Raw genomic sequence first — 12,535 nt, forward strand, 5'->3', positions numbered from 1 at the left:
CCTTCTACAATCGAGCCGATGGTTCAGAAGGAACGACATGCGGCATCAAGAAGCGCGTGGCTTGCCACACGCACGATGCCCGCTCTGTCCTTTTGCCTGAGATCGCTATCCCTTCGGCGGGTGATTTAACACCTCTCTCCAGATCCGTGTCAGCAACGTCGGTCCGTTTGGCCTGAGAGTTTCCGGGGCGGTTGCTCCTTCGGCACCAGCCTAGCTGGTTCTCCCGACGTGGCGTCGTCGGACGAAGACCAAACGACCCTGCCCGACGGAAGTAGATGATAGCCGAACCGGCTCAGAGTCAAGAGGAACAGCACAAGACCGACGCCCGGGGCCGAAACAAGGTGCGGGGCATCGAAAGTCAGAAAACTGTTCTAAACTCTCGTCAGCGCCCGATCAGTCGGCCCAGAAACGAACGGGGAGCTTCGATGGCCTGCTCATTAGGCTCCACGTCCGAAGGAGAGGCTTCTTCCTGCGGCGCAACGGCCTCGACCGGCGCTGTATTTTCAACGGGTGCCGCCCGCGGTGCCGGTTCCTCAGCTGCTTGAGCCGGTGATGTGTCGCCGACTGGTTTCGCTTCGGCGTTTTTAGCGCTCTCGGTTTCCTCGGCGAGAAGCTCTTTGATCGTTTTCATCGTAAAAGCGGTTTTCTCACGGGCCGAGGCGCCTTTGAGTGGCTGAAGATTTTTATGATCCATTTCTCTGACCTCCGTATTCCTAGGTTAAATCGCTGGTGATGGCACGAATCCTGCGCCACGTGACGGACAGCCTGCCTGTGGAATATGGCAGTTTTACGGAACCGGAGCGGCAACTTGGTGCCTGCGTCCCTCGCCTAGCTTTTGGCTTCGGCAGCCTCGTAAGCCTCGATAATGCGCGCGACCAATGGGTGACGAACGACATCCTTGGCGGTGAAATAGCTGAAAGACACACCCTTCACGCCCTTGATCAGCGTCTCCGCGTCGCGCAGGCCGGACTGGACGCCGCGTGGCAGATCGACCTGCGAACGATCACCCGTCACCACCATGCGCGAGCCTTGGCCCAGACGGGTCAGAAACATCTTCATCTGCATCGTCGTCGCATTCTGCGCCTCATCCAGCACCACAAAAGCGTTGGACAGCGTCCGGCCCCGCATGAAGGCCAGAGGGGCGATTTCGATGCGTTTCTCCTCGATCAGCTTGGCGGTCTGCTTGCCAGGCAGAAAATCGTTCAATGCGTCGTAGAGCGGTTGCATATAGGGGTCGACCTTGTCCTTCATGTCGCCGGGCAGGAAGCCCAGACGCTCCCCCGCCTCGACAGCCGGGCGCGACAGGATGATCTTGTCCACCTTGCCCGTGATGAATAGCGACACCCCGACAGCTACGGCCAGATAGGTCTTGCCGGTGCCCGCCGGGCCGATTCCGAAAGCCAGCTCGTTTTTGAAAAGCGAGGCCACGTAATCCTTCTGCGCCTGGGTGCGTGGCTCCACGGTTTTCTTGCGGGTCTTGATTTCGACCCCGGCGTTGAACATCTCGATCTGGTCGCCATCGCGGGTGCCGGTGTCGTCAGCTGAGCGGCCCATGCGGATTTCCGCCTCGATATCCGCCATCTCGACGGAGCGACCGCCTTCAAGCCGCACATAAAGCGCCTCCAGCACCTCAGCGGCCTTCTCGGCTGCCTCTCCCATCACCGCAAGTTGGTTGCCGCGGCGCACGATCTGTACGCCAAGCACCTGTTCTATCTGGGCCAGATTGCGGTCGAACTCTCCGCAAAGGTCAATCAGCAATCGGTTATCAGGAAACTCCAACAGGGTTTCAGACGAGACGGCATCCGTGGGGTCCACGGTCAGATCACTGATAGTCAACGAGCTCTCCTGCGTTGGGTCATGGGGTCAGGGTGCATGAGGGGGATGGGGCGTGCAATAGGCGGCTTGCATGTTTCATGGAATTGATACGAAAAAAGGCCGCCCGCAAAGGCAGCCTTTCTCGAACCTGGATATTTGCGGAACACTTAGATCGGATCTCTTACGTCGTCCGATCCACGATAATTCCCTGTCGCATAGCCGGGAGGTGCCGCGCCGGAACATACCGGCTTGCCGTTGCGGTCCAGACGTGCAGACAGGTAGCCCTCGATGCCGTCGTCGATGATCCAGTGGTCGCACCCGCGCGGGTCGACCCAAATACCGGCCTGAAGCTGGCTCAGATCTTTGGTGCCACGGCCGAACAGCCCGCTGCCATAGTCGCGGGTCTTGTCGCCGCCATTATTCTCGCCTGTGCAGGCTGTTAGTGCGCCCAAGGCAGCGACTGCGATGATAGCTTTGATCGGTCTCATGTCATTGTCCTCTTAGCGGATACACTGGATTTCAACACGGCGGTTGGCCGCCATGCCACGCGCGGTGCGGTTGGATGCCTTTGGCACCCGTTCGCCATAACCTCGTGTCGACGAGACCCGAGCCCCTACAGAGCGCGCGACCTGCGCGACCGCATTCGCGCGGCGCTGTGACAGGTTCAGGTTATACGCATCGCTGGCACGGCTGTCTGTGTGGCCCTCGATAATGTAGGCGGTCGCACCGGCCGACTTGAAGAACTGCTGCAAGCGCCGCTTGTTGGCAGCGTTGATGCTGTACTGGTTGGTGGCGAACAACTGGTCCGAGTTCATCACCGCGCAGGTGTTGCCACGGCGGCAGACCGGAATGCCTTGGCGGGTGACATGGGGGGTCATGTAGCCCTCAAAACCATCATCCATGACCCAGTGCTCGCATCCGTCAGGATCGACCCAGATGGTTGGAACATAGCGTTCGGCGCGAATTTTGGTGCGGTGAACGACCTTGCCGTTGGACACTGTTCCTTGGCTGAGGCCATCCTCGGTATAGACCTGTTGTTGCTGCGCCAAAGCGCCCGCGACCGGCAGCGCCAAGGCACACACTAGAACGGCACATCCGCCCAACGCGCTTCGCAGGATTTTTGAGATCTCGAGTTTCACTGCCCTAGTCCTTCGCATGTTGATCTTGAACCCGTAGCATCGGACAATTGACTAACGTCGGATGCGCACATCTATATGTGCCAGAGCCTAGCGAAATTGTGTATAAATCAAAGCACTTTTTACTAGATATAGTCGCCCGACCGGCCGCAGCGCCGCAGGCTTTACGGAATTGTTACCAGAAAATTTGGGGTGAGATCACGTCGGTCGAACGCGATTCAGGTCAACACGCCTTTCAACGAATTCGTGACACTGGCCTCAATACGAACGCGTTGCACTGTACCGATCATATGCTCGGGCGCATCGCAGTGAACCGCATGAAGGTAGTCGGATTTACCGACCAGTTGCCCATCGAGACGACCCTTCTTCTCGAACAGTACACCGACCTCCCGACCGACCATACTGCGCTGCGCCTCGTATTGTTGCTCGCTCAGCAAGGCTTGGAGGCGTTGCAAACGCTCGGAGGCGACATCGTCTGGCACGAGGTCTTTTTCGGCTGCCGGAGTCCCCGGACGAGCCGAATATTTGAACGAATAGGCCTGCCCGTAATTCACCGTGCGGACCAGCTCCAACGTCGCCTCGAAATCTTCTTCGGTCTCACCCGGGAAGCCGACGATGAAGTCGCCAGACAACAGCAGGTCGGGCCGCGCGGCGCGGATGCGGTCGATCAACTCGATGTAGCTGGCGGCGGTGTGTTTGCGGTTCATCGCCTTGAGGATCTTGTCCGACCCGCTTTGCACCGGCAAATGCAAGTAGGGCATCAGCTTGTCGCAGGTGCCATGCGCCTCGATCAGCGCGTCTTCCATGTCGTTGGGATGCGAGGTGGTAAAGCGAACGCGCTTCAGCCCTTCGATGTCGTTCATGGCCCAGATCAGGCGGGCCAGGCCCCATGTGCCATCCTCGCCCTCGCCGTGATAGGCGTTTACGTTCTGACCCAGCAGAGTGATTTCGCGCACGCCGCGCTCCACCAGATTGCGGGCCTCGGCGATCAGGCGTTCGGGCGGGCGGGACACCTCTGCGCCGCGGGTATAGGGCACCACGCAGAAGGCGCAGAACTTGTCGCAGCCCTCCTGAACGGTCAGAAACGCTGACGGGCGGGCCTTGCTGATCCGTTTTGGCAGGTGTTCGAACTTGTCTTCCTCGGGAAAGTCGGTGTCGACCGCCTGCTCGCCCCTGTTCACCTTCTCCATCAGGTCCGGCAGTCTGTGATAGGTCTGGGGGCCGACGACCAGATCGACCATCGGCTGACGGCGCATGATCTCCGCGCCTTCGGCTTGTGCCACGCAGCCCGCCACACCGATTTTCAGGTCTGGCTTTTCCTGCTTCAAAGGCTTCATGCGACCGAGGTCGGAATAGAGCTTCTCCCCTGCCTTCTCACGAATGTGGCAGGTGTTGAGCAGGATCATATCCGCGTCGGCCATCACGTCCGTGGCCTCGTAGCCTTCGGCACCCAAGGCTTCGGCCATGCGCTCGCTGTCATAGACGTTCATCTGGCAGCCATAGGTCTTGATAAAGAGCTTCTTAGCGTCGGACATGATAAACCTGCTGAATAAGGGTTGAGGCGGGGCATACCGCAGCCTGTGCGATCTTGCAATTCGCAGCGCGATGACAGAGTTTGGCCGCGAGCAAAAAGGAAAGAACAGCAGGCATGCGGCACAGCTCCCTCAGTGCGTTTCTGGACGTCGCCCCGACGCAGTTATCCCCGAAAGGCCCGTTCGCGTTGGTGTTTGTCGAAGATGCCGCCGAGGTCGACAGCACGATAGCCCATGTGCGCAAGGCAGGCTTTCGCGAGGTATTGGTGTTTGGCGCCGCCGACCTGTTACCGCGCAAGCATGAGGGGCTGCATGTCGTGGTGACCAACGTGCATGAGGAAGACGCCTTCGCAAAGATCACCAACGCCGTGATCAAGTTGTTTCCCGGGGTGTGGATGCATTATTGTTTCAACGCCGAATACCTGTTTTTCCCTTTCTGCGAGACCCGCAACATACGGGAATTGATCGCCTTCAACGTCGAAGAACGGCGGCACTCGGTCCTGACCTACGTGGTCGATCTGTATTCCAACGATCTTGGCAAGCATGCCAACGCCGTGTCGCTGGAGCAGGCCCATATGGACAAGTCAGGCTACTACGCGCTGGCGCGGTTTACCGAGGATGGCGAGGCGCTGGACCGGCAACTGGATTTCTTCGGTGGCCTGCGTTGGCGCTTCGAAGAACATATCCCCTGGACCCGCCGCCGTATTGACCGCGTAGGGCTGTTTCAAGCCGCCAAAGGGCTTGAGCTGCGCGGCGACCACACTTTTAATGTTCAGGAGTACAACACCTATTCCTGCCCGTGGCACCACAACATCTCGGCCACGGTCTGCTCATTCCGCACAGCCAAGGCATTGGTGTCCAATCCGGGTTCCATGTACGAGATCCCGCATTTCTGGTGGAAGAATTCGGTGAAGTTCGAATGGAACTCCAACCAGTTGCTGGAGCTTGGTTTGATGGAGCCGGGGCAGTGGTTTTAGGTAAACGCTTGATGGTTGCCTCCACATGTCTCGCACTCACCGCCTGCAACGATGACATAAGCTACCCGGACTGTAACGGGGCGAGGTGATAGTCATGCGATTTCACCGTCTCGTCGTGGAACCTAGGCTCAGCCTACTACTGGATATACGGCTCTAACCCTCGGGCATATTACTTCTTTGACGGATCAGAGATCGGGCGCGAATACGTTTCTATCCCTCGGGCAAAGGCCGATATCTGTGCCGCGTTCGACCGTCACGATGTGCTGACATGGAACACTTGTGACGATGCCTTGGAGTTCAACTGCGCGTTTAGCGACATGGCCAAGGAAACCTACAACCGCTACTCATCAGAGACTGCGCGAAAAGACGACAGATACCCGCCGTTGGCCGGCGGCCCAACCCGCTATTCGTGCGATCTGTAGATAGAAAACGGCCCCCACGGGGGACCATGGGGGCCGTTTCCGTCAGGCGAGAGGTGTTAGGCCTCGATCGCCTTTGGCTCAGATGTTTTGGTGATCTGGATTTGACGCGGTTTCAGCGCCTCTGGCACCTCGCGGACCAGTTCGATATGCAGCATCCCATCGGCATGGTTTGCCTCCGTCACACGGACGTGGTCGGCCAGATGGAAGCGCTTTTCGAACGCGCGGGTGGCGATACCACGGTGCAGATAGGTCTTTTCTTCACCCTCATCCGCTTTCCTGGCCGAGACGATCAGCGCGTTCTCGCGTTGCTCGACAGTCAGATCGGCCTCGGAGAAGCCTGCGACTGCAACCGAGATACGGTAGGAGTCGTCGCCGGTTTTCTCGATATTGTAGGGCGGATAGGTGGAATTCGTGACCTCTGCAGACATCACGCGGTCCATCAGATCTGCGACACGGTCAAACCCGACTGTGGCGCGGTGAAGGGGGGCGAAATCATAAGCTCGCATGGTTTTCATCCTTTTCAAAAGCAATGTTAACGGTAGCGGGCCTTCCAAATGGACAGGCCCTGTTTCGCATTTGCCAAACCCCATTCGGGCGTCTGGTATCATTGATCTGGGAAAGGTTTTGCAGGGTTTCAAGACCCCTCGGTCACGGTGTTCACGGTTTTATGAACAACGCGCCTGAGGGCTGGATGCCCGATTGCAACGCCACCCGGGACGCGCCGGTGTCAACGCGGCGGAAGACGCCGTCATTGCGATCCATCTGGTCGAGTAGCACTGACAGGCGCTGGTCCAAGCCCACACCAAGAGCCACCTTTTGGGACCGCCATTCAGCCTTGGCGGACACGACGGACAGGATGACAGGAGCGCCGTTTTGCATAGCAAAGATCGGCGCGCCGGAGGAGCCGAAATCCACGTCGCACGATGTCACGTAAACGCCGGGATCACGGGCTAGAACACTGCAGGTTTCCTGAATGGACGGCGCGTCGGCGCGATCCTTTGCGTAGGAGACGACTTGCACCTGCTGACCGCGATCCACCTGCGTAGCCGTATCGAATGGCAAAATCGACGGGTGCTTGATCGGCTGATCCAACTGGATCAACGCCAGATCGGACGCCACCTTATCGACATTGCCACGCCCCTTGAAAACATAGTCGGGGTGGATCACCGACCGCTTCGCCTTGCGGTAGGCAGAGGCACGGCCGTTTTGCCAACCGGCCAGAAACTCGATCTCGGTATCGGCAGTGCGTTTTCCACTATTGTCGTAGAAGCAATGCGCGGCCGTCAGCACGAGGTCAGGCGCGATCAGCGTGCCGGTGCAAAATCCCGAGCGCCCCAGATTGATCCGTCCAACGCCCTGCCACGCCTTGTTGGCGTCAAGCGAGGTCAGCGGCTTCAATGCGCTCTCCGCCTGTACGGAGGTCGCGAGCAAAAGCGTCGTGATAAGTGTTGCCAGAATTCGCATCAATCGCCCCCGATATGCTCGCTTTAATCTTAAGTATAGAACAGTTGGGGCAAGAATACGGCGAGGGTTGGTTCTTTTTGGCCCCTATCTCAGTACCGGTATATCCATCGGACGAAGGCCACCATTGTCCGCCGCCAGCATGGCAGGCGGTTTCGGCCCGCCTGTGGCCCAGTCGAGCAGTTCCACCGTATGGACAATCGGCACATCGGTGCCGGAGCCTATCTGCATCATGCACCCGATATTGCCTGCCGCAATGACGTCCGGCTCCTTGGCCTCCAGCGTTTGCACCTTGCGATCCTTCAACTGCTTGGAAATCTCCGGCTGCATCAGGTTATACGTCCCTGCCGAGCCGCAGCACAAATGCGAGTCTTTCGGCTCCAATACGGTGAAGCCCGCGCGTTTGAGCAGGTCCTTGGGGTAGGTCTTGATCTGCTGGCCGTGCTGCAAGGAGCAAGCCGCGTGATAGGCGACCCTCAACTGTTGGTCGCCACCTTTGGGCAGGTCCAGTTTCATCAGCACCTCGGACACATCCATGGCGATCGTGGATACGGCAGCGGCCTCTTCGGCCAGCGGCTCGTTGCGGAACATATGGCCGTAGTCCTTCACCGTGGTGCCGCAGCCGGAGGTGTTGATGACGATAGCGTCCAGTCCCTTGCGCTTCATCTCCGCGTCCCACGCCCGGATGTTCTTGGCGGCAGTGGCGTGGCTTTCTTGGGTTTTGCCCATGTGATGGGTCAACGCCCCGCAGCAGCCCGCACCTTCAGCCACGACAACCTCGCAGCCCAGACGGGTGAGCAGGCGGATGGTCGCATCGTTGATGTCGGTGTTCAGCGCCTTCTGTGCGCAGCCGGTCATGAGAGCCACGCGCATTTTCCTCTCGGTCTGCGACGCGAAGGTCTGCGGGTCGTCATTGCGCGACACCGGCGGGATGGTTTTCGGGGCCATCTCCACCATAGCCCTCAGACGCGCGTCAGGCATGAACCGGGCAAAGGGGCGACCGATCTTGGCCCCAAGCAGCGCCAGACGAAAGCGGTTCGGGTAGGGCAAAATACGCGCCAGAATCCAACGCAACGCCCGGTCGGTCAGGGGGCGGTCGTAGTGCTGCTCGATATACTCGCGGGCGTGGTCGACAAGGTGCATGTAGTGCACGCCCGACGGGCAGGTCGTCATACAGGCAAGGCAGGACAGACAGCGGTCGATATGCTTGACCGTCTTGGCATCCGGCTTGCGGTCATTCTCCAGCATGTCCTTGATCAGGTAGATGCGGCCTCTGGGGCTGTCCAGCTCGTCGCCAAGGAGCTGATACGTAGGGCAGGTCGCGGTGCAAAACCCGCAATGCACGCAGGTGCGCAGGACCTGTTCCGAGCGGGCGGTGGCGGGGTCTTTGAGCTGCTCTGGGGTGAAGTTGGTTTGCATGGCTTACCCCATCAGTCCGGTGTTCAGAATGCCGCGCGGGTCAAACTTTTCGCGCAGGCCTTGGGAGATCGCCGCCAGCGGCGCGGACTCCGGATGGAAAGTCGCAGCATTGCCACGCAAACAGGTCGCATGACCTGCAATGCCGTTCATCGCCGCGCGAATGTCTGCGCCCCGAGGCGCAACAACCCAAATCAGCCCGCCGCCCCAATCGAGCGACAGTCTTGCGCCGTCGGGCAAGTGCTTGATCACGCCGGCCGCGTCGCTTGGCTTCACCGAAACCCGCCAGATGTCCCCCTCCACACCCGCGAAATGTGTCACGTCACGGGCGGCGACCCAGTGCTCTTTGGAGGCGTTGCCTAGCACCTCCTCCATATCGCCGAAACCGTCCAGCAGCGCACGCAGTTGCGCCATGCGATATTTCACAGAGGCCTCGAACCCCTCCAAGCGAAGCGTGGTTTTGCCTGTCTCGGGAAAATGGGCTGCGGCAGAAATTTCGAACGGCGAGCCAAGCGCCTTCGACATTGCTTCCACCGCGCGGGTCACATCCAAGCCGTGCAACACCAGCGTCGCGGTGGCCTCAATCCCCGGCAGCACCTTGAAGCCCACCTCGGTCAGCACACCCAACGTGCCGTAGGAGCCAGCGAGCAGTTTCACCAGATCATAGCCGGTGACATTCTTCATCACCCTGCCGCCGTTCTTGATCACGCCCCCCTGCCCGTCCACGTAGCGCACGCCGATCAGGCTGTCGCGACACGCCCCCGCCTGAATACGGCGCGGACCGGAGGCGTTGGTCGCCACGACCCCGCCTATTGTCGGCTCACCAGAGGTGCCGAGCAGCGCGCGATGGTCCATCGGCTCGAACGGCAAACGCTGGTTTTCCTTGGCAAGCGCCGCTTCGATCACGGCAACTGGCGTTCCTGCCTTCGCCACCAAGGTCAAAGCGCCAGGCTCGTAAAGCTCGATACCGGACAGACCCGCCGTTGAAAGCACCTCGCCTTCCGCATGTCCAATTGGCCTTGTGCCGCCGCCTTGAATACGCAACGTATCTTTCGCGCCTTCGACCGCTTCGGCCAGTGCTGCTTCACTGTCGGGTGTCATCATGTCGGATCAACTTCTTCAAAAGCGTTTCATCTTGGCAAAAATATTCCCCCCGGAGGGCTGGTTTCAGCCTGCGCGTCGGGTCTCGGTCACGCTCAGCGGGAAAACCTTGGCAGGGTTGAGCAGCCATTTCGGGTCGAACACATCCTTGACCTTCATCTGCGCCTCCATGTCTTCCGGCTTGAACTGGTCGAACATCAGGTCACGCTTTTCGATGCCAACGCCATGCTCGCCGGTCAGGCAACCGCCAACCTCGACGCACAGGCGGAGGATGTCGGCACCCATCGCCTCGCACAGCTCCAGATCACCCTCCTTGTTGGCGTCAAACAGGATCAGAGGGTGCATGTTGCCATCACCTGCATGGAACACGTTGCCAACGTCCAAACCGTATTGCCTGGAAAACTCGCCTATGCGTTTCAGCACATAGGGCAGCTCCGACACCGGGATCGTGCCATCCAGACACATGTAATCGTTGATCTGTCCCATCGCTCCAAAGGCGGATTTGCGGCCCAGCCATATCTTGGCACTTTCCTCGGCGGACGTACTTTCGCGCAATTCCACAGGGTTGTGCCTGCCGGCGATGTCCAGAATTTTGCGCAGTTGCTCGTCAATCTCTTCGGCGGAGCCTTCGACCTCCACGATCAAAAGTGCCTCGCAATCGGGGTAGCCTGCACCTGCGAACGCCTCGGTCGCGCGGATCACAGGGCGGTCCATGAATTCAATCGCGACGGGCAAAACACCTGCTTTGATAATGTCCGCCACGCAGGCACCGGCCACCTCGTTATCGTCGAACGCCATCAGCACTGGCCGCGCTCCTTCGGGCTTGCGCAGGATGCGCAGCGTCGCTTCGGTCACCACGCCAAGTTGCCCCTCGGAGCCACAGATCACGCCCAACAGATCGTAGCCTGCTGCGTCCAGATATGCGCCACCAATCTCAACCACTGTGCCGTCCATCTGCACCATGGTCACGCCCAACAGGTTGTTCGTGGTCACGCCGTATTTCAGGCAATGCGCACCGCCCGAGTTCATCGCGATGTTTCCTGCGATGGCACAAGCCAGCTGCGACGACGGGTCGGGTGCGTAGAAAAAATCATTCTCCTCTACCGCGCCGGTCACACTGAGGTTGGTGCGGCCGCTTTGGACGCGGATGTAGCGGTCGTCGTAGTTGGTCTCCAATACATCGTTCAGCTTCGCGACACCAAGGATCACACAATCCGCAGTCGGCAAAGCGCCCCCCGCGAGTGATGTGCCAGAGCCGCGCGGAACCACGGGGACGCGTTCCTCGTGGCAGATTTTCAGCACGGCGGCGACCTCTTCCGTCGACGCGGGCAGCACCGCGCAAAGTGGTGGGCATTTATAAGCGGTCAGGGCGTCGCATTCATATGCGCGGGTTTCGGCTTCGTCATGGATCACGGCATCACGCGGCAGGACCGCTTGCAAACGCTCCACCAGCCTGGCCTTTTTAGCCATAATCTTTACATCAGGGGCGGGCATCTCCATGGCGTGTCCTCCTGAACCGCGTCAATTGGTAAAAACATATTACCAGTTTGGCCATCTGGCAAGTCTCTTGAATCGCAGCTAGGTTGCAGCATGACTTTGCTTGACCACCTCTCCATGCTCACACTCCTGGACGCCGCCGCCTTCGGACTTCTGGTGTTCTGCTGGCTTGTCGTAAGCTGGTGGATAGAGCATCCCGGCGCGAGCCACCCGTCCGTGACTGTCATCATGATCAAATTTAGGCACGAATGGATGCGCCAGTTCGTGACCCGCGAACCGCGTGTATTTGACGCCGCGATTCTCGGCAACCTGCGGCAGGCGACAACCTTTTTCGCGTCGGGCTGCATGATCGCGATTGGCGGCATGCTGGCAATGATTGGCAACACCGAGCAGTTGCAAATGGTCGCCTCAGACCTGACCGTGGACGAAGTTCCGAACATCGTCTGGCAGCTAAAACTACTGGCGGTGGTCATGTTTCTGACCAACGGCTTTCTTAAATTCGTCTGGTCCAACCGCCTGTTCGGCTACTGCGCCGTGGTGATGGCTGCCGTCCCCAACGACGTGGAGGCCCCGTCCGCCTATGCGCGGGCCGCGCAAGCCGCCGAAATCAATGTGCGGGCGGCATGGAATTTCAACCGAGGGTTGCGCGCAGTATATTACGCATTGGGCACACTTGCGTGGCTGCTTGGACCGGTCCCCTTGATTTTAGCGACGTTGACCGTCACTTTCATCATCTGGCAGCGTGAATTCATGTCGCTGTCGCGCACCATTTTGAAATCAGGCCCGCCCATGCCGGCCGCCGAGGAAGACAGACTATGAAAACGATACTGGCCACTGCCGCCGCCTTCGTCCTCTGGGCGCTTCCCACGCTGGCGGATCAGGCGAAGATCGAGCGTGTTACCGCCCGCCAGAACGGCAGCGGCTGGACCTTTGATGTCACCATCAGACATGCCGACACCGGCTGGGACCATTATGCCGACGGCTGGTCCGTAAATGCGCCGGACGGGACGGAGCTGGGCTTTCGCAAGCTGGCCCACCCGCACGAAACCGAGCAGCCATTTACACGGTCGCTATCCGGCGTGGTTATCCCCGACGGGGTGAACGAGGTCATAATCCGCGCCCGCGACAGCGTGCACGGTTGGTCGGACCACACCTATTCCATCAAACTAAGGTAAGCT

Annotated in this window: 13 protein-coding genes and 1 riboswitch; of the genes, 3 read left to right on the plus strand and 10 right to left on the minus strand. The window is 59.4% G+C overall.

Features of this window, described 5'->3' with window-relative positions:
• Positions 1–149: 149 nt before the first annotated feature.
• A riboswitch (glycine riboswitch) is annotated at positions 150–236 on the minus strand.
• Positions 237–382: 146 nt separating this feature from the next.
• From THALAR_RS08655 to miaB, 5 genes are all read right to left on the minus strand, one after another.
• On the minus strand, positions 383–694 hold the full coding sequence (locus THALAR_RS08655) for a hypothetical protein (protein WP_021101148.1): 312 nt from the start codon (positions 692–694) through the stop codon (positions 383–385).
• Between the two features lie 134 nt (positions 695–828).
• A complete protein-coding gene (locus THALAR_RS08660; protein ID WP_021101149.1) occupies positions 829–1,836 on the minus strand; it encodes a PhoH family protein in 1,008 nt (335 codons plus the stop codon).
• Positions 1,837–1,982: 146 nt separating this feature from the next.
• Positions 1,983–2,303 (minus strand): hypothetical protein, encoded by a 321-nt coding sequence (locus THALAR_RS08665; RefSeq protein WP_021101150.1) that lies wholly within the window; start codon positions 2,301–2,303, stop codon positions 1,983–1,985.
• Between the two features lie 12 nt (positions 2,304–2,315).
• Positions 2,316–2,813 carry an OmpA family protein gene (locus THALAR_RS08670; RefSeq protein ID WP_245622403.1) on the minus strand — a complete coding sequence of 166 codons (498 nt, stop codon included), beginning with the start codon at positions 2,811–2,813 and terminating at the stop codon, positions 2,316–2,318.
• 356 nt (positions 2,814–3,169) lie between these two features.
• A complete protein-coding gene (miaB, locus tag THALAR_RS08675; RefSeq protein WP_021101152.1) occupies positions 3,170–4,486 on the minus strand; it encodes a tRNA (N6-isopentenyl adenosine(37)-C2)-methylthiotransferase MiaB in 1,317 nt (438 codons plus the stop codon).
• 113 nt (positions 4,487–4,599) lie between these two features.
• Between miaB and THALAR_RS08680 the strand changes: the two genes are divergently transcribed.
• Positions 4,600–5,460, plus strand: a complete 861-nt coding sequence (locus tag THALAR_RS08680; protein ID WP_021101153.1) for a hypothetical protein — start codon at positions 4,600–4,602, stop codon at positions 5,458–5,460.
• 478 nt (positions 5,461–5,938) lie between these two features.
• Here THALAR_RS08680 and THALAR_RS08685 read toward each other — a convergent pair whose 3' ends face one another.
• The 5 genes from THALAR_RS08685 to THALAR_RS08705 all read right to left on the minus strand — a co-directional run bounded on the left by THALAR_RS08685 (position 5,939) and on the right by THALAR_RS08705 (position 11,360).
• Positions 5,939–6,388, minus strand: coding sequence for an Hsp20 family protein (locus tag THALAR_RS08685; RefSeq protein WP_040818131.1), 450 nt, complete (start codon positions 6,386–6,388; stop codon positions 5,939–5,941).
• 151 nt (positions 6,389–6,539) lie between these two features.
• Positions 6,540–7,346 (minus strand): trypsin-like serine peptidase, encoded by an 807-nt coding sequence (locus tag THALAR_RS08690; RefSeq protein WP_021101156.1) that lies wholly within the window; start codon positions 7,344–7,346, stop codon positions 6,540–6,542.
• Between the two features lie 84 nt (positions 7,347–7,430).
• Complete coding sequence (gene glcF / locus THALAR_RS08695) at positions 7,431–8,762, minus strand: glycolate oxidase subunit GlcF (protein ID WP_021101157.1); 1,332 nt, start codon at positions 8,760–8,762, stop codon at positions 7,431–7,433.
• Between the two features lie 3 nt (positions 8,763–8,765).
• The gene (locus THALAR_RS08700) at positions 8,766–9,860 is read right to left on the minus strand and encodes an FAD-binding protein (RefSeq protein ID WP_040818226.1); all 1,095 of its coding nucleotides are present in this window, start codon (positions 9,858–9,860) and stop codon (positions 8,766–8,768) included.
• 66 nt (positions 9,861–9,926) lie between these two features.
• Positions 9,927–11,360: an FAD-linked oxidase C-terminal domain-containing protein gene (locus tag THALAR_RS08705; protein WP_021101159.1), complete on the minus strand. Its 1,434-nt coding sequence runs from the start codon at positions 11,358–11,360 to the stop codon at positions 9,927–9,929.
• A 114-nt stretch (positions 11,361–11,474) separates the two neighbouring features.
• On the opposite strand from THALAR_RS08705, the gene THALAR_RS08710 reads away from it, so the two are divergent.
• A complete protein-coding gene (locus tag THALAR_RS08710) occupies positions 11,475–12,176 on the plus strand; it encodes a DUF599 domain-containing protein (protein WP_245622395.1) in 702 nt (233 codons plus the stop codon).
• A complete protein-coding gene (locus tag THALAR_RS08715; RefSeq protein WP_021101161.1) occupies positions 12,173–12,532 on the plus strand; it encodes a hypothetical protein in 360 nt (119 codons plus the stop codon). Before THALAR_RS08710 ends, THALAR_RS08715 begins: the two co-directional genes overlap by 4 nt.
• Positions 12,533–12,535 lie beyond the last annotated feature (3 nt).

Source organism: Litoreibacter arenae DSM 19593 (genome assembly GCF_000442275.2).
GTDB classification, from domain to species: domain Bacteria; phylum Pseudomonadota; class Alphaproteobacteria; order Rhodobacterales; family Rhodobacteraceae; genus Litoreibacter; species Litoreibacter arenae.